Annotated in this window: 20 protein-coding genes; 12 read left to right on the top strand and 8 right to left on the bottom strand. The window is 70.7% G+C overall.

Annotation, left to right across the window (positions count from 1 at the left end; genetic code table 11):
* Positions 1-54: 54 nt before the first annotated feature.
* Together BCR15_RS11250 and BCR15_RS11245 are read right to left on the bottom strand one after the other, a co-directional pair.
* Positions 55-1,812: a SulP family inorganic anion transporter gene (locus BCR15_RS11250; RefSeq protein WP_068752304.1), complete on the bottom strand. Its 1,758-nt coding sequence runs from the start codon at positions 1,810-1,812 to the stop codon at positions 55-57.
* A 35-nt stretch (positions 1,813-1,847) separates the two neighbouring features.
* Positions 1,848-3,569, bottom strand: coding sequence for a DNA integrity scanning protein DisA nucleotide-binding domain protein (locus BCR15_RS11245; protein ID WP_141680119.1), 1,722 nt, complete (start codon positions 3,567-3,569; stop codon positions 1,848-1,850).
* Positions 3,570-3,705: 136 nt separating this feature from the next.
* On the opposite strand from BCR15_RS11245, the gene BCR15_RS11240 reads away from it, so the two are divergent.
* The 3 genes from BCR15_RS11240 to BCR15_RS11230 all read left to right on the top strand — a co-directional run bounded on the left by BCR15_RS11240 (position 3,706) and on the right by BCR15_RS11230 (position 5,442).
* Positions 3,706-3,939 carry a hypothetical protein gene (locus BCR15_RS11240; RefSeq protein ID WP_068752303.1) on the top strand — a complete coding sequence of 78 codons (234 nt, stop codon included), beginning with the start codon at positions 3,706-3,708 and terminating at the stop codon, positions 3,937-3,939.
* Positions 3,940-3,964: 25 nt separating this feature from the next.
* Positions 3,965-4,633 (top strand): PIG-L deacetylase family protein, encoded by a 669-nt coding sequence (locus tag BCR15_RS11235; protein ID WP_068752405.1) that lies wholly within the window; start codon positions 3,965-3,967, stop codon positions 4,631-4,633.
* Positions 4,634-4,719: 86 nt separating this feature from the next.
* Complete coding sequence (locus BCR15_RS11230) at positions 4,720-5,442, top strand: DUF2202 domain-containing protein (protein ID WP_068752302.1); 723 nt, start codon at positions 4,720-4,722, stop codon at positions 5,440-5,442.
* Between the two features lie 675 nt (positions 5,443-6,117).
* Here the strand turns inward: BCR15_RS11230 and BCR15_RS11225 are convergent.
* From BCR15_RS11225 to BCR15_RS11210, 4 genes are all read right to left on the bottom strand, one after another.
* Entirely contained in the window at positions 6,118-7,314 is a 1,197-nt protein-coding gene (locus tag BCR15_RS11225; RefSeq protein ID WP_068752301.1) for an HNH endonuclease signature motif containing protein, read from the bottom strand.
* Positions 7,275-7,565: a hypothetical protein gene (locus BCR15_RS11220; RefSeq protein ID WP_068752300.1), complete on the bottom strand. Its 291-nt coding sequence runs from the start codon at positions 7,563-7,565 to the stop codon at positions 7,275-7,277. Before BCR15_RS11220 ends, BCR15_RS11225 begins: the two co-directional genes overlap by 40 nt.
* Before the next feature lie 342 nt (positions 7,566-7,907).
* On the bottom strand, positions 7,908-8,984 hold the full coding sequence (locus BCR15_RS11215) for a sensor histidine kinase (RefSeq protein WP_068752299.1): 1,077 nt from the start codon (positions 8,982-8,984) through the stop codon (positions 7,908-7,910).
* The gene (locus BCR15_RS11210; RefSeq protein WP_068752298.1) at positions 8,981-9,676 is read right to left on the bottom strand and encodes a response regulator; all 696 of its coding nucleotides are present in this window, start codon (positions 9,674-9,676) and stop codon (positions 8,981-8,983) included. The genes BCR15_RS11215 and BCR15_RS11210 overlap by 4 nt, the downstream gene beginning before the upstream one ends.
* 124 nt (positions 9,677-9,800) lie before the next feature.
* Here BCR15_RS11210 and BCR15_RS11205 point away from each other — a divergent pair, with 124 nt between their 5' ends.
* Entirely contained in the window at positions 9,801-10,844 is a 1,044-nt protein-coding gene (locus tag BCR15_RS11205; protein ID WP_068752297.1) for a nucleoside hydrolase, read from the top strand.
* A 19-nt stretch (positions 10,845-10,863) separates the two neighbouring features.
* Here the strand turns inward: BCR15_RS11205 and rbsD are convergent, their stop codons facing one another.
* Positions 10,864-11,250 carry a D-ribose pyranase gene (gene rbsD / locus BCR15_RS11200; protein ID WP_068752296.1) on the bottom strand — a complete coding sequence of 129 codons (387 nt, stop codon included), beginning with the start codon at positions 11,248-11,250 and terminating at the stop codon, positions 10,864-10,866.
* Positions 11,247-12,143 (bottom strand): ribokinase, encoded by an 897-nt coding sequence (locus BCR15_RS11195; protein ID WP_228383454.1) that lies wholly within the window; start codon positions 12,141-12,143, stop codon positions 11,247-11,249. Before BCR15_RS11195 ends, rbsD begins: the two co-directional genes overlap by 4 nt.
* A gap of 246 nt (positions 12,144-12,389) precedes the next feature.
* On the opposite strand from BCR15_RS11195, the gene BCR15_RS11190 reads away from it, so the two are divergent.
* From BCR15_RS11190 to BCR15_RS11160, 8 genes are all read left to right on the top strand, one after another.
* The gene (locus tag BCR15_RS11190) at positions 12,390-13,379 is read left to right on the top strand and encodes a sugar phosphate isomerase/epimerase family protein (protein WP_068752294.1); all 990 of its coding nucleotides are present in this window, start codon (positions 12,390-12,392) and stop codon (positions 13,377-13,379) included.
* A complete protein-coding gene (locus tag BCR15_RS11185; RefSeq protein WP_141680118.1) occupies positions 13,376-14,263 on the top strand; it encodes a transketolase in 888 nt (295 codons plus the stop codon). Before BCR15_RS11190 ends, BCR15_RS11185 begins: the two co-directional genes overlap by 4 nt.
* On the top strand, positions 14,260-15,198 hold the full coding sequence (locus tag BCR15_RS11180) for a transketolase family protein (RefSeq protein ID WP_068752293.1): 939 nt from the start codon (positions 14,260-14,262) through the stop codon (positions 15,196-15,198). The genes BCR15_RS11185 and BCR15_RS11180 overlap by 4 nt, the downstream gene beginning before the upstream one ends.
* A 42-nt stretch (positions 15,199-15,240) precedes the next feature.
* Entirely contained in the window at positions 15,241-15,903 is a 663-nt protein-coding gene (locus BCR15_RS11175) for a DUF2291 family protein (RefSeq protein WP_068752292.1), read from the top strand.
* Entirely contained in the window at positions 15,900-16,841 is a 942-nt protein-coding gene (locus tag BCR15_RS15140) for an ATP-binding cassette domain-containing protein (RefSeq protein WP_197971714.1), read from the top strand. Before BCR15_RS11175 ends, BCR15_RS15140 begins: the two co-directional genes overlap by 4 nt.
* Positions 16,805-17,470: an ATP-binding cassette domain-containing protein gene (locus tag BCR15_RS15135; protein WP_408647394.1), complete on the top strand. Its 666-nt coding sequence runs from the start codon at positions 16,805-16,807 to the stop codon at positions 17,468-17,470. The genes BCR15_RS15140 and BCR15_RS15135 overlap by 37 nt, the downstream gene beginning before the upstream one ends.
* A complete protein-coding gene (locus BCR15_RS11165; protein ID WP_068752291.1) occupies positions 17,467-18,585 on the top strand; it encodes an ABC transporter permease in 1,119 nt (372 codons plus the stop codon). The genes BCR15_RS15135 and BCR15_RS11165 overlap by 4 nt, the downstream gene beginning before the upstream one ends.
* A gap of 76 nt (positions 18,586-18,661) precedes the next feature.
* Complete coding sequence (locus BCR15_RS11160; RefSeq protein WP_068752290.1) at positions 18,662-19,687, top strand: D-ribose ABC transporter substrate-binding protein; 1,026 nt, start codon at positions 18,662-18,664, stop codon at positions 19,685-19,687.
* Positions 19,688-19,728 lie beyond the last annotated feature (41 nt).

The raw sequence follows: 19,728 nt of genomic DNA, 5'->3' as shown, positions 1-19,728 counted from the left end.
GTCACCCAGTATCCAGCAGGAGCCCCGGCCGCCGGCTCGGGGGGCGCGGGCCCCTCACGGGCCGAGGATCTCCCTGGGCAGCCCGTCGGGGGTGCCGCCCAGATGCTCCCGGTGCCAGGCGGCATACGCCCGCACCGCCGTCGGGAGGGTGGCGAAGATCCGGTCCTCGCCGACGCGGTCCACGAAGCCGGCAGCCGCCAGCTGATCGTGCAGGTCCTGCTTGACCCGCGCCATCGTGAACTCGACGCCGCGCGCGGCCAGTCGGTCGCGGAGCAGGTCGAGCGTGTCGACCGCCGTCAGATCCACTTCGACGTTGGCCTCCGCGTTGAGGAGGAACCAGTGGACGGGGTGGTGCGCCGCGGCGACGGCCGCCTCCGCGCGGCGCAGGAAGTCCTCGGCGTTGGCGAAGAAGAGCGGGGAGTCGTACCGGTAGACGACGAGCCCGGGGACCTGGGTGGCGTCGGGGTAGTCATCGACGTCGTGCATGCCCGGCAGCCCGGGGGCGTAGCCGAGGACGCCGTCGTGTGCGTGCGCCATGCGCCGGATGAGGTCCAGCAGGGAGAGGGCGATCGCGATCCCGATGCCGGCCAGCACCCCGAACCCGATCACCGCGCCCGCCGTGACGAGGGTGAGGATGAGTTCGCTCCATCGGAACCGGGCGATGCGCCGGATCTCCGCGACGTCCACGAGCCGGGTTGCGGCGAAGATGACCAGGGCGCCGAGGGCCGCGGTGGGGAACGACGCCAGCACGGGACCGGCGAACAGCAGCGTCGCGACGACGCACGCGAGCGCGACGAGCGAGTGGAGCTGCGTGCGGGAGCCGACGGCGTCGCCGAGGACGGTTCGCGACCCGCTGGACGACACGGGGAAGCCCTGGGTCACGCCGGCCGCGATGTTGACCGCGCCGAGCGCCAGCAGCTCTTGGCGCGAGTCGACGTCCTGGCGGCGCTTCGCGGCGAACGCCCGGGCGGTCAGGACGTTGTCCGAGTAGCCGACCACGGCGATGCCGGCCGCGAACGGCAGGAGCGACGCGAGGCTGACTCCGCTGGGGGTGGGGATGTCGGGCATGGGCAGCCCGGCGGGGACCTCGCCGACGACCTCCAAGCCGAAGCGCTCCAGGCCGAGCACCGCCACGATGCCCGCCGCGAGCAGGAGCACCAGCAGGGGGCTGGGGGCCTTCGGCACCGCCCACCTGGCCAGGAGGAGCAGCGCCAGCACCGTGCCCGCCACCAGCACGGTCGGGAGATGCGCCTCGGGCAGCCGGGTCACGAACTCCCACGCAGTGCCCAGAGTGGACTCGGCCGCGATGTCCAGCTGGGCCACCTTCCCGGCCTGGCTGACGATCATCAGCACGGCGATGCCCACCATGTACCCCACCAGGACCGGGCGGGACAGCAGCGTGGCGAGGAACGACAGCCGGAGCGCCCAGCCGGCCAGGCAGACGAGGCCGACCGCGATGGCCATCAGCGCGGCCACCTCCGCGTAGTGGTCCGGGCCGCCGGCCGCGGCGGCGAGCGCCCCGACGCCGGCGGCCGTCATCAGGGCCGTCGTCGACTCCGGGCCCACCGACAGCTGTCGCGAGGATCCGAGCAGGGCGTAGAGCGCGAGCGGGGCCAGGATCGCCCACAGCCCGGCGACGGGCCGCACGCCCGCGATCGCCGCGTACGCCATCACCTGGGGCACCAGGTAGGCCGCGACGGTCACGCCGGAGACGGCGTCGCCCCGCAGCCAGCGACGCTCGTAGCGGCGCAGCACTGCGGCCCCGGGGAGGTACCGCTCCCACGCCGCGGTCGTCGCCGTCGACGGGTCCATGGCCTGAATCTACAAGCCACTGCTCCCCGGTGGCGTCAGTCCTCGGGGTCCTGCGCGCGGTCGACGAAGTAGGAGTCGTCCATCGCAGGGTCAGGCGCGATCGGGATGTACTGGCGGCGAACGCGCGCCAGGTCCCACTGCCGACCCTCGACGGCCTCGCGCGCGGCGTTGACGGCGTCGCACTGGTCCTGGTTGAGGTAGAACTCGATGGCCTCGACAGCCTTGTCGGCTCGCAGGAAGCGGTCCGGGTCCTCACCCTCGGCGGACGCGGTCACCAGCCGGTCGACCGCCCGCTGGACCGTCGCGCGGCGCACGCGCCGCTTGGTCTTGGGCAGGAGGTCGATCTTGCCGTCCTCCGAGACGATGATGACCATCGCGCCCTTGCCGGCGCCGGCGAGGTAGCGGATCGCGGAGCTGAAGCGGGCGCCCCGCGACGGGTCGCCGGTGCCGGTGGCCAACCCGTCGAGGATGACACCGACGGCGTGGCACTTGCCGTCCGGCGACACCAGCACGGCGCCGTCGATGCCGGTGGCCGCGGCCAGCGCCTCGGGCCCCAGCCGCGCGGGCGTGATCGCGTACGCCTGGGGGAGGAGCCGCTGCGCCTCCGATTCGGCCTCGGGGTGCACGACGAGCATCGTGCCGTGCGGCTGCTGCGAGCAGGCCTTGGCGATCTGCCACAGGTAGCGGGCGTTGCGGGCCGACACCTCGGGGAAGACGCGGTCCACCGTGACGGAGAACTCGTCCTCGTCGAGCAGTTCCCGCGGCATGGCGGCGACGCCGTTGTCGACGCGCAGATAGGGCACGTCGCCGTCCCACAGCTCCCAGGAACCGTTGCCGGCGATGCGCGCCTCGAACGTGTGCTCGCGGGGGGTGTCCGGGTCGAGCTTGCCGACCCCGTACACCTCGCGCCCGTCGCAGAGCAGGTGCAGATCGCCGACGGAGAGCTCCAGCACCTTGCGCAGGGACCGCGCGCGCCCGATGGGCACGGGATGTTCGAGGTGCATGACGGTCTGGACCCCGGCGTCGCCGCGGGGGGCCAGCAGGATCGAGCCCTTGCCCGCACGACCCTCGTACGGCTGAGCCGAGACGGCGTCGAAGGCCTGGAGGGCGCCGAACGCCAGCTCCTGGCCCGTGCGGGCGACGACGGCGGAGACGAACAGGTCGGCGGCCGACCGCAGAACTGCCTCCGGGTCCACGCGGACGATCGATCCCGGGACCTGACGGTCGAGCTCGCGCGACGCCACGTCGAGGACCGTGCCGACGACGGCCTCTTGGAAGGACCGTGCGGTGAGGAAGTCGTCCTCGGCGTCGTCGGGCAACTGGGGGAGTTCCCGCCATTGGTCCTCCTGCAGGGCGAGGACCGGGAACACGGTGTGGTCGCCGATCGTCACTCCCACGCCGACGACGTGGATGCGGCCCGAGGCGCGGGAGGCGGCGTCCAGCTTGTCCGCCACGGCGCGCCGGCGGGTCCGGGCCTCCAGCGCCGCCAGGTACGTGGGGGAGTTCTCGGCCGCCTCCTCCTCGCGCAGGAGCCGGTTGAAGCGTCGGGTGCCCAGGTACGTGGATTGGGCCACCACCGAGCGGTCGAAGTGCCCGCGTGCGGGCTCCACCACGACGTCGGCGTCGCGGTCCAGGGGGATGCCGACGACGAAGGCCCGCGCGTCGAGCCCCGTGCCGGCGGCGTCGAGGACATCGTTGGCGACGGCCTCGAGGGAGCGGCGGTAGCTGGCCTGCCCCTCCCACAGATCTGCGTTCACGCGGGCATCGTCCCACGTCCAGTCATCGATCAACAATGCGTGTCAGTCCTCCTCTCCCGGCAGCCTGGGCGTCCGATCGCGGTCCGCCCCCAACCTACCCCGGCCCGGGCGTAGTCTGAGGTACAGGAGGCTTGCGATGAAGCACGCAACGAGGAAGTGGGAGAGCCTGCACCCGGTGGTGCGGACGGTGTTGGCGCTAGGTGGCCTGGCCGACATGGGGCTGCGCGTCTACGCCCTGATCGACGTGGCCCGGCGGCCCGACAAGGAGATCAACGGACTCAAGGAGGCGTGGATCCCGGCGTTGGCCGTGGTCAACTCCCTGGGTCTGCTGCCCTGCGCGTATCTACGATGGGGACGGCGGACGCGCTGATACCCCCTGGGGTATAGTGGCCGGCATGACGGAAGCCCTACCCAACTGGAAGCGCGTCCTCGTTGTGGTCGCACATCCCGACGACGAATCCTTCGGCCTCGGAGCGGTGATCGCCCGCCTCGTCGATGACGGCGCTGAGGTCAGCGTCCTGTGCCTGACGGCCGGCGAGGCCTCGACGCTCGGTGCGTCCCCGGACCTGGCAGAGATCCGGGCCGCCGAACTCGATGCCGCCGCGTCCGCGCTGGGATGTCGCACCACTGCCCTGCGCACCCATCCCGACGGCGGGCTGCCCGGGCGCGAGGCCGCGCTCATCGACGACATCGAGGTCGCCGTAGACACCACCCGGCCCGACGGGCTGCTGGTGTTCGCCGTCGAGGGCGGCGTCACGGGCCATCCGGACCACGAGGCCGCCAGCCGGGCCGCGCTGACCGTGGCGGCCGAGCGGGGGCTGCCGGTGCTCGAGTGGGGCCTCCCCGACGAGGTCGCGGCCGTGCTCCGCGGCGAGTTCGGGGCGGGGTTCACCGGACACGCCGCCGACGCGCTGCCGATCGTCATCGACGTCGACCGCGCGCGCCAGATCCAAGCCGCCCATCTCCACGTCACGCAGGCCATCCCCGGCAGCGTGCTGTGGCGTCGGCTGGAACTGCTGGGCACGCGGGAGTACCTGCGGCTCACCCAGCCGGACGGCCGCTGACTTCACGCAAGCTTCACAGTCGGCGACGACATCGCTTCACATCGCCGCGGTGGACTGGAACCAGTCACACGAAGAAGGAGTGAATCATGAACCGCACAGTCAAGATCCTCACTGCGGGTCTGGCCGTCGCCGCGCTCAGCGTGGGCGGGGCCGCCATCGCCACCGCCGACGCGGGCACCCTCGAGTCGGAGGAGTCCACCTCCCTGACGTTCAGCCGCGAGGAGGAGAAGCTCGCCCGCGACCTCTACACCGCGTTCGGTGAGAAGTACGACAGTGTCGTCTGGGACCGCATCGCCGCCAGCGAGCAGCGCCACTTCGACGCCGTCGGCCGCCTGCTGGAGCAGTACGAGCTCAGCGACCCGACCGAGGGCAAGGATGCCGGCGAGTTCGGCGACGCCACCCTCCAGGGGCTGTACGACGACTGGCTGACGGTCGGCTCGACCGAGGACGCCGCCTTCCAGGCGGCCATCGAACTGGAGACCCGCGACATCGCCGACCTCGAGGAGCAGCTGGAGGCCGTCGACGACGAAGCCATCGAGCAGGTCTACCAGTCTCTGTTGCGCGGCTCCGAGCGGCATCTCGCCGCCTTCACCGCGGCCGCGAACGGGGAGACCCTCGAAGGCCAGCCCCCGGCATGGGCCGGGCAGCGCCGTGGCGGCGACGGCACCGGGCCTGCGGGCGCGATGTGCGACGGCACCGGGCAGAACGCCCCCGACGGAGCTCCCATGAACGGCACCGGTGGCCCCGGCCAGCGGCTCCGGGACGGCTCCGGCAACGAGGACGCGCCCCGGCGCGGCATGAATCGCTGACCGATCCGGCCGTGTTCTGGCGTCGCGCCCGTTACGGGCGCGACGTCGCGGCACGTCTCGAAGCCGTCGCCCTCCCCGTTCGCTGAGGTCGCGCCCGGTGCGGAGCACCTGGGCGAGTCTCGAAGCCGACGCCGTAGGCGTCGATCCCTTGACCGCATCCTCTGAGGGTGCGGGGAGCCGTGACCCGTCGCTCGGGCGGCCCTTGTGACCGGGTGCCCTGTTCGGCTGAGCGACTGGCTGGGGGTGAGTAGTCGAGGACGCCCGAGCGTCGGTTCCCGTCTCCCCCCACTGGTCCTGCTCTGGCGTGGCCGGGTCCGGGTGCGTGCCGGTGGGGCGGCCCTGGGTCGGGTTGGTCTGGGCGGGACGCCAGTTGGGTGATCGTCGGGTTGGGCATCACTGCGCGCAGCCGCCCCACCGTCCCACCCCCTCGCGGGAATCCCCATCGACGCTGAGTTCGCGCCACCCGTTCGCTGAGGTCGCGCTGCACCGCTCGCTGAGGTCGCGCCCGGTGCGCAGCATCCGGGCGAGTCTCGAAGCCGACGCCGCAGGCGTCGATCCCCCAACCCCGCTCGCTGTGGTCGTGCCTGTCCGCTCGCTGAGGTCGCTCCCGACGGCGAAGCCGTTCGGGCGAGTCTCGAAGCCGACGCCGCAGGCGTCGATCCCCCTCGGCGCAGGTCAGGTGCCGTCGCCCCGGATGGCGGCGGAGCGGCGGATGAGGTCGTCCAGGTCCGGCCGGTCGGCATCGGACGAGTCCGTCTCGGGCGGGTCGACTTCCGCTGGGTCGGTGTCTGGTGGGTCGCCGTGTGGGCAGGGTCGTGCCCCGGAGCGTATCTGTTGGAGTCGGAAGCGGCGGTGTTGCCGCGGGCGTCGGGCGGGGTCAACATGCTTGGGCGGGGTGAACCATGGCAGGCCGGTGACCGGATCCAGATCCACCCGCCATTGTGATTGCTCGGACTGCAACGGGTCGGGTTCCACCAGGCGGTGGTGGTGCGGGCAGAGCAAGACCCCGTTTCCTAGTTGGGTGTCCCCGCCTTGCCACCAGGGGACGATGTGATGCGCTTCGCAGCACGCGGGGGTGGCGGTGCAGCCGGGGAACGCGCAGCCACCGTCGCGCTGCATCAATGCAGCACGCAGGCCGGGGGTGAAGGTGCGGTAGGTGCGGCCTACGTCCAGCAGTCGGGATGGTCCGCCGAGCACGACGGGGATGATGCCGGCGTCGCACGCGAGTCGGCGCACCTCCCCGGCTGGCAGGCCGTCGACGTCGTCGGCACCGATCAGGCAGGCCTTCCCGAGGCACTGCTTGAGGGTGTCGAGGTCGAGGGTGACGTGCACCTGCGGCCGGTCCCCACCATGCCTGGGCAGCGTTCCGGTGTTGGCGGCTTTCTGGGTGAGCAGAACCAGCGCATCCGCCCGGCGCGCGTCCCGCGACGCGGCCTCACCGACGGCGGTGTAGGTAGAGGCGTCCGGCATCAACGCATCCAACTGCGCGGCCAGCAGTGCCGCGTCCGCGACCGGCAACTGTCCGGTGATCCGCATCGATCCGTGATAGTCCGGCGCCAGCCGCAGGAACCGACCCCGATGCGCCGCCGCCTCCTCCCGCGCCAGCCGCTTCGCATCATCCGCATCCGATGCGTCCGGATCGATCACTTCCACCAGCCGCGCCGCCAACACCCGCAACTCGGACGGGCCCAAGGTATCGACGTGAGCGAGGATCTCCTCCTCGCAACGCGTCAACTCCGCCCGGGTCAGCCGGCCGGGCAGCTTCCGCAAGCCCGTGACGATGGCGTCGGCCTGCGCCAGCGAGATCGAGCCGTCGTTGAGCGCGGCGCCGATCAGCGGGAACCGGTCACACAGATCCTGCGAGAGCCGCAACGATGCGGTGGCCTGCGGGGGGTGGTGCGCACCGACTGCCGCACCCCGTCGATCACATTCTCCGCCGCGGCGAGTTTCGCCTCATGGAGCAGGTGGAGCCGTAGACCGGCGAGCTGGGCCTCGGCTTCGGTGACCGCGGCGACCAGTGTGCCCAGACGCTCGGCCGCGGCGCCCGGATCCTGAGTGAGGGAGCGCGCGGCGTCCCAGAGCGCGGCGAGGTGCCGCTGCCCGAGATCCCGCAAGTCGCTCATGTGACCTATTCTTGCGGGGGGCACTGACAATTTCTGATCGGGGCTGTGGTCCAGGGATCGACGCCTGCGGCGTCGGCTTCGAGACTCGCCCGGACGGCTTCGCCGTCGGGCGCGACCTCAGCGAGCGGGGTGGCGTCGGCTTCGAGACTCGCCCGGACGTCTCCGCCGTCGGGCGCGACCTCAGCGAACGGGCCAGAGCGACCTCAGCGAGCGGGGTGGCGTCGGCCTCGAGACTCGCCCGGACGGCTCCGCCGTCGGGCGCGACCTCAGCCAACGAGGCAGGCTCGCGACCTCAGCGGACCACATCGGCGAACGGTCACGAACCTGCGAGGGCGGACGCCGTCAGCCGGCGGCGGGCAGGGTCAGGGTGAACAACGCACCCTGACCCTGCCCGTTCGACTGTGCGACCAGGTCCCCACCGTGCGCCCGCGCAATCTGCCGGGCGATGGTCAACCCGATGCCCGAGCCCCCGCCACGCCGGTCGGCGTGGCGATGATCGACCCGGTAGAAGCGCTCGAAGATCCGCTCCAGGTCCTCGGCCGCGAGTCCCACGCCGTCGTCCCGGACGTCGACCCGCACCCAGCCGTCGGCCGCGATGGTGTCGACGGTCACCGACCCACCCCGCGACACCGCCCGCAGCGCGTTGCCCACCAGGTTGGTGACGACCTGCGCGAGCCGTTCCGGATCCGCGTGGGCCCAGGCAGGGGCCCCGGCCACGGTCAGCCGCACGCCGGCGTCGTCGGCCTGCGGCCGCAGCCGCTCGGCGGCCTCGGCCACGGTGGCCGCGACGTCGATGCGAGTGCGGCGCAGCTCCACCCCGACTTCCTGCGATCTCGACAGCGAGGCCAGGTCCTCGGCGAGGCGCCGCATCCGCGACACCTCGCGTCCGATGAGGGTCAGATGCTTGGCGTCGGTGGGGACGACGCCGTCGAGCATGCCCTCGACGTAGCCCCCCACGACGGTGAGCGGGGTGCGCAACTCGTGCGCGACGTCGCCCAGCAGCCTGACGCGGCGGGCCTCGGTCCCTGCGAGTGAGGCGCCGAGTGCCTGCAGGTCGACGGCGAGGTCGCCCAGTTCCTGCGACGGCGCGTCCGGGACCTCGACGGCGTAATCGCCGGCGGCCATGCGCCGCGCGGCCTCCTGCAGCTGGTGCACCGGGCGGGTGAACCGCACCGCGATGACGACGCCCAGGACCGTGGCCACGACCACCCCGGCGAGGGCGCCGATGAGCAGCGCCAGGTCGACCGACTCGATGAGCTGCTGCCGGAAGCTCGCCCCCTGCCCGGGCCGTGGGCCGCGCTGCTGCATCTGGTCGTAGAGCGCCGGGGCGAGGGTCCGCGACAGCAGGAAGGCCACCATCGAGCCGACCGCCACGACGAGGATGTGGCTGAGGGCCAGCCTGGTCGCCAGGCGCTTCATGTCCGGTCCGCGGGGGTGCCGATGAACCGGTAGCCGACTCCGCGCACGGTCCCGACGTACCGGGATCCGTCGTCGCCGAGGGCCGCGCGGATCGTGCGGATGTGGACGTCGACCACTCGCTCGTCGCCGTAGAAGGCGTAGCCCCACACCTGCTCGAGGAGCTGGGCGCGGGAGAAGACGCGCCCCGGTTTGCGGGCCAGGGCGAGCAGCAGGTCGAAGTCCAGGGCGCTGAGGGTGACGGCGCGGTCCTCGAGGCTGATCTCCCGCGACGACGGCGAGATCGTCAGTCCGGCGAACCGGAGGGTGTCGTCGGCGGCGACGGAGTCCAGGCGCGGCCGGCGGAGGACCGCGTGCACCCGGGCCACCACCTCGCGGGGGCTGAACGGTTTGACGATGTAGTCGTCGGCGCCGAGGCTGAGGCTCACCAGCTTGTCCACCTCCTCGGCGCGCGCCGTGACGACGATGACGTAGACCGACGAGGTCGCGCGGACGCGCCCGAGCACGTCGAGGCCGGACAGGTCGGGGAGACCGAGGTCGAGCAGGACCACGTCCGGGCTGAGGTCCGCCGTAAGCCGGATCGCCTCCTCCCCGGATCCCGCCTCGTGGACGTCCATGCCTTCTGCTTCGAGGTAGGTGCGCAGGAGGGTGCGGATCTCGGCTGCGTCGTCGACGACGAGGATGGTGGGCGCCACGGTTCCTCCTGCGCTGGCATGTACCCCACAGGGTATCGCGGGCAGGATGGATGCTTGACTCGAGGTGTCCTGGGACGTACCGTGAGCAGTCCTATTCAGTACCGCATAGATAGTCGGAGACCCGATGACGCGCACTCCCTCGCCCGGTAGCCATCACGACGTCCCGGCCGCCAGGCGCTGGCGGCTCGGGGAGGCCCCCTGGCGGGGGGATGACCGGGATGCCGTGCCCCCGAGCATGCGGCTGATCATCGACAACGACTTCTCCGGCGATCCCGACGACCTCTTCCAACTGGTCCACCACCTCCTCTCGCCCAGCGTCGAGATCCGGGCGATCGTCGCGTCGCACCTGAGGCCCGGTGACGGCATGGACCCGTCCGACCACACCGCCACCAACGCCGAACTCGTCGCCCGCGACGTCTTCGCCCGCATGGGCCTGGAGAGCACCGGGATCATCCACCGCGGCTCCGAGGTCGCCCTGGAGGACGACTCGACCCCGCGCGACACACCGGCCGCCCGCGCGATCATCGCCGAGGCCATGCGCGAGGACACCGACCTGCCCCTCGTCGTCGCGGCCGGCGGCGGACTGACGGACGTCGCGTCGGCCTATCTGCTCGAACCCGCAATCGCCTCGCGGATGACGCTGATCTGGATCGGTGGGCCGGAGCACGACGGCCTCGCCGTCCCGCCGCCCAACGCTATGCCGATCGAGTACAACCTGCTCATCGACGTCGTGGCGGCCCAGGTGCTGTTCGACGCCCCGGATCTCGAGATCTGGCAGATCCCGCGCGATGTCTACCGGCAGTGCCTCGTCTCCGAGACCGAGCTGCGGTTCCGCGTCGCCAAGGCCGGGCCGCTCGGCCGGTACCTCTACGACGAGGTGCGCGCCATCATGGGCGTGATCCGGGAACTCGGCATGCCCGCGTTCGAGACCTATGCGCTCGGCGACTCGCCGTTGGTGCTCCTGACGGCGCTGCGTTCCCTGTTCGAGCCCGACTCGAGCTCAAGCGTCTACGTGGAGAAGGCCACCCCGCAGATCACCGACGAAGGCGCCTACCGCCCTGTGCGGGGGACGCGTCCCATGCGCGTCTACACGCATGTCGACGTCCGCCTGATGTTCGAGGACTTCTACCTCAAGCTCCAGGAGTTCGAACAGTGGCGGGGCCGCTGACCCAGCGCGCGCGTCGCCGTCAGAAGGGGACGCCGCAGCTGAGGATCACGTTGGCGTAGGGGGTCGACTCGCCCGTCCGTATGACGAACGAGGCGCCGCGGACCCGCGCCTTGAGGTCCGCGTGGGGCACCCACTCCGGGTCGGCGCCCAGCTGATCGCGGAGGATCTGCTCGACGGGTCCGCCGCGGGCCTCGTCGGCGGCGACCGCGCCCTCGACCACGACCTCGGCGAGGAGCGCGGACAGGGTGTCGACGAACCGGGGGATCCCGAACACGAGGCTCAGGTCGATGATGCGCACCCCCTGCGGGATGGGGAGGCCGCAGTCCGCGATGACGAACGTGTCGGTGTGACCCAGGCGCGCGATCGCCGAGGCGACGTCGGGGTTGAGGAGGCCGCTGCGTTTCATGTGAGCTCCGGTAGTGGGGTGCCTGGTGCCGGGTAGGAGGACTGGGCCCCCTCGAACTGGACGGTGTAGGCCGCGAACCGTGCGGCGTACTCGGCCGCCGCGACGAGATCGACGCCCTCCGACAGTCGCGCGGCCAGGGCGCCGACGAACGCGTCGCCGGCTCCGACGGTGTCCACCGCGCGAACGTGCGGGGTGCCCACCCGGGCAACGCCGGCGTCCCGGGCGACGAGCGCGCCCTGGGCGCCGAGGGTGAGGACCACGGAGGCGACCCCCTGATCCCGCAGCGCGGCGACCAGCGCCTCGGGGCCGGCCGCCTCCGCACCCAACTGCCTCAGGACCGCTTCCGCCTCGTGCTCGTTGACCACCAGCGGATCCGCCCGACGGATCACGTCCGGCGCGAGGTCGATGACCGGTGCCAGGTTGAGCAGCCAGCGGCCCTGGACCATCCGCGCCACCCTCTCGGTGACCTCAGCGGGGATCTCTCCCTGCGACACGACGATGTCGGCGGCCCTGATGAGCGCGGCCCACTGCTCCGCATGCTGCACGGACACCTGCGCGTTCGCGCCCGACACCACCACGACCGTGTTCTCACCGTCGCTCGCCACCGACACCACGGCCAGACCGGTGGGGCCGGGCAGTTGGAGGACGTGGTCGATGTCGACCCCCGCCTCGCTCAGCAGCCGCAGCGCCGTGTGCCGGGAGTCGTCGGACCCCACCGCGCCGAGCATGGCCGTCGGCGCGCCCGCGAGCGCGGCGGCGCAGGCCTGGTTGGCTCCCTTACCTCCGGGGGAGAGGGTTCCGCCCCCGGCCAGCAGCGTCTCGCCGGGGAGCGGGTGGCGTTCGAGCCACAGGTGCAGATCGACGTTGAGCGAGCCGACGACCACCACACCCACGTGAGCCATCCTTCGTCCGGGGCTGCCGCATGCTCGGCAGCGAGCTGTTGATGGGAGCGTAGCGTCCGGGTCGCCGGGGCGGGGCTGAGGGGCCGTTCCGGGGGAGGCCCACGGCATGATCCGACGTTTCGCCGCCCCCGCGTTGACGTGGCCCACCAGATGCGTATACTGAATGTACAGGCATAGTTGAATGGATATGCACACCGGCGGGCCCGCCCCCTCGACCCACTCAAAGGAGACCCAATCATGACGGCACCCGAGTTCGGAGCTGGGCTCTGGAATTTCGCCACCTACGTCGACCGCTACGCCATCGACGGCTACGGCCAGCCGCGCGGAACGCTGGAGCAGATCGACCTCGCCGCTGAGGTCGGTGACATCACCTGGGTCGACCTGAACTTCCCGTTCTCCCCCGGGGTATCCCTCGACGACGTCAAGGCCAAGCTGGCCCAGCACGGGATCAAGGCCATCGGCCTCACGCCCGACATTTACCTGCGCGAGCACTGCAAGGGGGCCTTCACCAACCCGGATCCCGCCAAGCGGGCCTCAGCCATGGCGATCATGAACGACGCCGCCAACGCAGTGCGCGAACTCGGCGCCAAGTACGTCAAGATCTGGCCCGGCCAGGACGGCTTCGACTACCCGTTCCAGGTCGACTACCGCGAGCTCAACCGCCTGGCGGTCGAGGGCATGCGCGAGCTGGCCTCGGGGCACCCGGACCTGAAGTTCGTCATCGAATACAAGCCGCGTGAGCCCCGCACCCACATGTTCTGGAGCTCCGCGCCGAAGACGATCCTCGGCATCCAGCAGATGGGCGTGGACAACGTCGGCGTCCTGCTGGACTTCGGCCACGCGATGTTCGGCGGCGAGCCGCCGGCCGAGGCGGCCCAGATGCTCATCGACCACGGGCTCCTGTGGGGCATGGACGTCAACGACAACTACCGCGGCTGGGACGACGACATGATGGTCGGCTCCATCCACATGGTGGAGATCTTCGAGTTCTTCCACGTCCTCAAGGTCAACAACTGGGAGGGCGTCTGGAACCTCGATCAGTTCCCCTTCCGCGAGGACGCCGTCGAGAACGCCAAGCTGTCGATCCGGTTCCTCAAGGCCGTCCACCGCGCCCTCGAGACGCTGGACGAGGAGGGGCTCGCGGCCGCTCAGGCCAAGCAGGACGCGCTCGGCGCGCAGCGGATCATCCAGGAGGCGCTGCTGAAGTCCATGGCGGTCGATCTGTGAGCGACACCAGCAAGTGGGACTTCGCGACGCCCGTGCTCGGGCGGATCGGGAAGGATGCGCCGCGCGAGGAGGTCGTCGCGCACCTGAAGTCGGCGGCGTACGAACTCCGGCGCAGGGATCCCATCATGATCGCCCACTCCGGCAACGGGCACATCGGCGGCGACTACTCGATCGCGGACGTCCTGGTCACCCTGATGCTGCACGAGCTCAACCTCGACCCGGCCGACCCGCTCGCGCCCGATCGGGATCGCCTGGTGCTGTCCAAGGGGCACACCGCCGGCGCCCTCTACATCGCCATGGCGCTGGCGGGCTACTTCCCCGTCGATGAGCTCATGACCTTCATGGATCCGCAGTCGCGGCTCAACGGCCACCCGAACCGGACCTACATCCCGGGCATCGAGGCCAACACCGGCCCGCTGGGCCACGGCCTCTCCATCGCGGTCGGGTCGGCGCTGGCCGCGCAGCTCGACGGCTCCCCGCGCCGGACCGTGGTGCTGCTCGGCGACGGTGAGCTGCAGGAAGGCTCCAACTGGGAGGCCATGATGACGGCCGCCCACTACAAGCTGGAGAACCTGACCGCCGTCGTGGACCGCAACCACCTGCAGCAGGGCGCCAAGGTCGCTGACACCATGGGCCTCGAGCCGCTCGCCGACAAGTTCCGCGCCTTCGGCTTCACGGTCCGCGAGATGGACGCGCACAACGTCGACGAGATCCTCGACACGTTCGCGCAGGCCCCGGAGCCCGGTAAGCCGACGTTCATCATCTCCCACTCGCACAAGGGCCATCCGATCTCCTTCATGAGCGACAACGTCGCGTGGCACCACCACGTGCCCTCGGAGGCCGAGATCGACGCCATCCTGGCCGAACTGGAGGAAGCCAAGTGAGCACCCCCACCTACGACTGCCGTGAGGCGTACTCCTCGACGCTGCTCGAGCTGGCCCGAGGCGACCGCGACGTCATCGTCGTCGTCAACGACTCCGTCGGATCGTCGAAGCTGGACACGTTCAAGAAGGAACTGCCCGGGCAGATGATCAACGTCGGCATCGCGGAGCAGGACATGGTCGGGACGGCCGCGGGCCTGGAGAACGGCGGAAAGGTGCCGTTCGTGTCAGGCGCTGGCTGCTTCCTCAGCGCCCGCGCGACCGAGCAGATCAAGGCCGACCTCGCCTACAGCAAGCGTCACGTCGTGCTGTGCGCGCAGAGCCCGGGTGTCGCGTACGGCGCGCTCGGCGCGACGCACCACTCCATCGAGGACGTCGCCTGGATGCGCGTTCTTCCGCACATGACCGTCCTCGTGCCGGCCGACCCGGTCGAGACGGAGCAGGCCATCCGTTGGGCTTACACCCACGACGGCCCGGTCTACATCCGCGTCTCGCGTGCCAAGGTGCCGGCGGTGCATCCCGAGGGCTACACGTTCGCGCCCGGCAAGGCGGCCGTCCTGCGTGAGGGTACGGACGTGACCATCGCGGCGAACGGGACGGTGCTCCACCGCGCGCTGGCCGCGGCGGAGCTGCTCGCCGGGCGCGGCATCCAGGCGCGGGTGCTGTCCGTGGCCTCGGTCAAGCCGCTCGACGAAGCGGCGATCATCGCCGCGGCTCAGGAGACCGGCGGCATCGTCACGGTCGAGGAGGGCCTGGCCTCCGGAGGTCTCGGGGGCGCTGTCGCGGAAACCGTCGCGCGCCATCACCCTGTGCGCGTCGCGACGCTGGGCCTGCCCGACACCTTCGCGTCCACCGGCTCCGCCGAATGGATCCTCGACCACTACGGGTTGGACCCGGAGGGAATCGCGAACGCGGCAGCCTCGCTCACCCGGCGTTAGCCCGCGGCCGCCGGGCCGCTCACCAATCACAAGGAAGTGACAATGCAGTCTTCAGCCAGAGTCCCTGGATGGCGCCGTCCTGCCGTCATCCGGGCTGCCCTGGGTCTGGTCATCGTCGCGGTCATCGTGGCCGGGACCAGGTTCTATGCCCCGGGCACCGAGCCCTCCTCGGGCGCCGTCAGCGACGAGAACGTCGTCGCCGATCCGGTGAGCTACGCGCAGAGCGTGTACGAGGCCGACGTCGTCCCGGCCATCACCGACAACGCCATGGAACTCCCCGAGCTCCTGGACGCCCTGGCCGAGGACGAGGCGTCGGCAGACGAGTACGGTTTCCGCAACGGCGGGTCCCCGTACTCCTTCCCGGTCCGGGTGACCGGCACGATCGTTGAGGGCTCCTTCGGCGAGGCGGGGCTCGAGGTCGAGGGGATGCCCTCTGACGTGACGGTGGGGGTGCAGACGGGACCGGCGGTCACGGGCACCGCGATCCGCGATGCCACCGGCCAGATCACGTTCGAGATGTTCCTCAACCAGATCGACTTCGCCTCGGTGGCCACCGAGCTCAACAACCGCGTCAAGGAGAACGTCTTGTCCGTCACGGACTTCGAGGCGCTCCTGGGTGACGAGGTCACCGTGGTGGGAGCCTTCACCCACGATGACCCGGGCCACGTCACCATCACGCCCATCTCCATCGAGGCGGGTTCATGACCTCGGCCCAGGCCGCCGCCGTCGACCAGGTGGTGATGTCGGCCCGGGACGTCTCGAAGGTCTACGGCGGCACGCGGGCGCTGCGCAACGTCGACTTCGACATCCGGGCCGGGAAGGTGACGGTCCTGTTCGGGGAGAACGGGGCGGGCAAGTCGACGCTCATGCGCGTGATGTCGGGGATCGAGACGCCCACGGGCGGCACGCTCATCCTCGACGGCAAGGAGGTGACATTCAGCAGCCCGACCGATGCGGTCTCGCGCGGCGTCGCCATCATCCATCAGGAACTGAACCTGAGCCCCAACCTGACGGTGGCGGAGTCGATCTTCCTGGGGCGCGAGCTCACGCGGGCGGGCATGGTGGACACCTCCGCCCAGCTGAAGCGTGCCACGGCGGCGCTGGACCGTCTCCAGGAGCCGATCGACCCCCGCGCCGTCGTCGGCGACCTCCGACTGGGGCAACAGCAACTCGTCGAGATCGCGCGGGCGCTGGACCAGGAGGCCCGGGTCCTCATCATGGACGAGCCCACCTCCGCGCTGTCGGCCAGCGAAGTCGAAGTCCTGTTCGGCGTCATCCGCGACCTGACGTCGAAGGGGGTCGCCGTCGTCTACATCTCGCATCACCTGGACGAGACCCTCGAGATCGGCGACCACGCCGTGGTCCTGAGGGACGGGGCGGTCGTCGCCACCGAGGAGATCGCCAACATCGACATCGGCTGGGTCGTCTCGGCGATGGTCGGACGCTCCCACGACGACATGTTCACCGAGATCAAGGCCGAGGTGGGCGAGGTCGCGCTGGAGGTCCGCGGGCTGACGCTGGCCGACCCCAGCCAACCCGAGCGCCTGGCCGTCAACAACCTCTCGCTCGAGGTCCGAGCCGGCAAGTCGTGGGCGTCTACGGACTCATGGGCGCCGGTCGGACGGAACTGTTCGAGACCCTGATGGGACGCAACAAGCCGCAGGCGGGCTCGGTCACGCTCCTCGGCCAGGACATCACCCGATGGAGCATCCGGGACAGGATCGAGGCGGGGATGTTCCTCGTCCCTGAGGACCGGCAACGCGACGGCCTCATCCAGGGGCAGTCCGTCGGATCCAACCTCTCGCTGGCCTCCGTACACGAGTTCACCCGGGGCTTCATCACCGACGCGGGACGCGAGCGCACACGCAACGACGAGGTCATCGCATCCGTCCGGGTGAAGTCGTCGGGGCAGGGCGCGCCGATCGGGTCCCTGTCCGGCGGGAACCAGCAGAAGGTCGTCGTGGGCAAGGCACTCCTCACCGAACCCCGGGTGATCCTGCTGGACGAGCCTACGCGCGGCGTCGACGTCGGCGCCAAGGCGGACATCTTCGCCTTCATGGCGGCGCTCGCCGCCGATGGGGTCGCGGTGCTGTTCGCGACCTCCGAGGTCGCCGAGGCCCTCAACTCGACATCCCGCCTCCTCATCATGTCTCGTGGCCGGATCGTGGCCGAGATGTCCCCCGCGACCGCCACCAGAGAGCAGGTGCTCGCCGCCGCTGACGACTCTGAGCTGGTTGCACTGGAGCACACAACGGAAGGACAAACCCGATGAACGCAACCGCTGCCGGGAAGCCCCAGAGCCGCTGGACCCGGGCCGTCATCGGCGACCGGTCCGTCGGCGAGTTCATCCTCGACCAGCGCGCCTTCATCGCGCTGCTCATTCTCATCGTCGTCTTCGCGTTCCTGTCCGACACTTTCCTGTCCGGATCCAACCTCCTGACGATGACTCGGCACGTGGCCTACAACGCGATCCTCGCGCTCGGCATGCTGCTGGTCATCCTCACCGGCGGCATCGACCTGTCGGTCGGCTCGATCGTCGGGCTCTCGGGCATCGTCGCGGGCGTCATGCTCGACGGGGTCGGACTCAGCCTGTTCGATCTCAACGCCTACCCGTCGGTCCTCGTCGTCGTCCTGGTGGCCCTGCTGGTCGGCACGGCCGTCGGCTGGATCAACGGGACGCTCGTGACCAGGTTGGGCGTCGCGCCCTTCATCGCCACACTGGGCTCCCTCTACATGGCCCGCGGCGCGGCGCTGCTGATCTCAAACGGCTCGACGTTTCCCAAGCTGCAGGGAGACCCGGCGCTCGGCAACACCGGCTTCTGGTTCATCGGCACCGGCCGGCCCCTCGGTATCCCGACGCAGATCTGGATCACGGTGCTGGTCGCGATCGCCGTGTGGTTCCTCGTCGCGAAGACCCCTTTCGGGCGCTGGCTGTACGCGACGGGCGGGAACCCGCGGGCCGCCGAACTCTCCGGCGTGCCCGTCAAGAAGGTCACCACCACCGTCTACATGATCTCGGGCGCCTGCGCTGCCATGGCGGGCCTCATCATCGCCTCCGAGCTCACCTCGGCCGCGCCCCAGGCCGGTAACGCGTTCGAGCTCAACGCCATCGCGGCGGTCGTCATCGGCGGTGCGTCGCTGGCCGGCGGCCGGGGCAGCGTCAAGGGCACCCTCATCGGCGCCTTCGTCATCGGATTCCTCTCCGACGGCCTGGTGCTCGTGGGCGTCTCCAGCTTCTGGCAGGTGTTCATCAAGGGCGCCGTCATCGTGCTGGCCGTCATGCTCGACCAGGTCCAACAGCGCCTGCAGGTCTCCCGCGCCGCCGCGGCGGCCGCCGCCAGCGTCCGCAAGGAGAAGGAGGCCGCAGGACTCTCCGCATCCGCCTGACCACCGCCGCGGCCGACTGACGTCGGCCACGCCTGACCCCCACCAATCCGCGCACATTCACCAATGGAGGAAACACATGCGCAGACCACCCCTTCTGTCCCTCGCCGCAGCCTTCTTCGCGGCCACGTTCGCCCTGGCGGGCTGCTCCGGCGGCTCGTCGACCACCCCCTCCGCGGAACCGACGACGGAGTCGACCTCGGCCGCGCCCTCCGAATCCACCGGCGGAACGGGGGAGGCGGGCGGCACGATCGCCGTCATCACCCCGTCGCACTCCAACCCGTTCTTCAAGGCCGAGGCCGACGCAGCCGTCGCCAAGGCCGAGGAGCTGGGCTACGAGACGACGTCGGACTCCCACGACGACGACCCGAACAAGCAGTCGGAGCTGATCGACGCCGCCATCTCCAGTGGCGCGGTGGCCATCGTCCTGGACAACGCCGGTGCTGACGTCACCATCGGCGCGGTCCAGAAGGCTGTCGACGCCGGCATCCCGGTCTTCCTCATCGACCGCGAGATCAACCAGACGGGGCTCGCCACGTCGCAGATCGTGGCGAACAACTCCCAGGGCGCCAGCCTGGTCGCCGAGGCCTTCGGCGCGGCGCTCGAGGGCAAGGGCACGTACGTGGAGCTGCTCGGCCGCGAGACCGACACCAACGCGGCCGTCCGCTCGGAGGCCTACCACAGCGTCCTGGACCAGTACCCGGATCTTGAGATGGTCGCCCAGGAGACCGCCAACTGGGATCAGCAGGAGGCCTTCTCCAAGGTGGAGACCCTGCTGCAGCGGTACCCGGATCTGACCGGCATCATCGCCGGGAACGACACGATGGCGCTCGGCGCCGTGGCCGCGGTCGACGCCGCCGGCAAGACCGATCAGGTGACCATCGCCGGGTTCGACGGCGCGCCCGACGCGGTGCAGGCGATCAAGGACGGCAAGCTCCTGGCGACCGGCCTGCAGCCGGCCGTGGCGATCGCGGAACTGGCCGTCGAGCAGGCCGATGCGTTCATCCGCACGGGGGAGACCGGGCAGCCGGAGAAGCAGTCCATCGACTGCGTCCTGATCGACGAGTCGAACGCCGACGGCTACACGCTGTTCGCCGTTGAGTGATACACCTGGCGCACCGGAGGGCTCCCAGTGTCTGGGGAGCC

Origin of the sequence: Tessaracoccus lapidicaptus (assembly GCF_001693815.1) — a bacterium.
GTDB classification, from domain to species: Bacteria; Actinomycetota; Actinomycetes; order Propionibacteriales; family Propionibacteriaceae; genus Arachnia; species Arachnia lapidicapta.
Note: the sequence above shows the minus strand (reverse complement) of the source record. Positions and strands in the feature narration are given on the sequence as shown.

Coding starts and splice junctions, on each gene's coding strand:
- BCR15_RS11250 (WP_068752304.1), bottom strand. CDS start 1,812: ATGGACCCGTCGACGGCGACGACCGCGGCGTGGGAGCGGTACCTCCCC.
- BCR15_RS11240 (WP_068752303.1), top strand. CDS start 3,706: ATGAAGCACGCAACGAGGAAGTGGGAGAGCCTGCACCCGGTGGTGCGG.
- BCR15_RS11235 (WP_068752405.1), top strand. CDS start 3,965: ATGACGGAAGCCCTACCCAACTGGAAGCGCGTCCTCGTTGTGGTCGCA.
- BCR15_RS11230 (WP_068752302.1), top strand. CDS start 4,720: ATGAACCGCACAGTCAAGATCCTCACTGCGGGTCTGGCCGTCGCCGCG.
- BCR15_RS11220 (WP_068752300.1), bottom strand. CDS start 7,565: ATGAGCGACTTGCGGGATCTCGGGCAGCGGCACCTCGCCGCGCTCTGG.
- BCR15_RS11215 (WP_068752299.1), bottom strand. CDS start 8,984: ATGAAGCGCCTGGCGACCAGGCTGGCCCTCAGCCACATCCTCGTCGTG.
- BCR15_RS11205 (WP_068752297.1), top strand. CDS start 9,801: ATGACGCGCACTCCCTCGCCCGGTAGCCATCACGACGTCCCGGCCGCC.
- rbsD (WP_068752296.1), bottom strand. CDS start 11,250: ATGAAACGCAGCGGCCTCCTCAACCCCGACGTCGCCTCGGCGATCGCG.
- BCR15_RS11190 (WP_068752294.1), top strand. CDS start 12,390: ATGACGGCACCCGAGTTCGGAGCTGGGCTCTGGAATTTCGCCACCTAC.
- BCR15_RS11175 (WP_068752292.1), top strand. CDS start 15,241: ATGCAGTCTTCAGCCAGAGTCCCTGGATGGCGCCGTCCTGCCGTCATC.
- BCR15_RS15140 (WP_197971714.1), top strand. CDS start 15,900: ATGACCTCGGCCCAGGCCGCCGCCGTCGACCAGGTGGTGATGTCGGCC.
- BCR15_RS15135 (WP_408647394.1), top strand. CDS start 16,805: ATGGGCGCCGGTCGGACGGAACTGTTCGAGACCCTGATGGGACGCAAC.
- BCR15_RS11165 (WP_068752291.1), top strand. CDS start 17,467: ATGAACGCAACCGCTGCCGGGAAGCCCCAGAGCCGCTGGACCCGGGCC.
- BCR15_RS11160 (WP_068752290.1), top strand. CDS start 18,662: ATGCGCAGACCACCCCTTCTGTCCCTCGCCGCAGCCTTCTTCGCGGCC.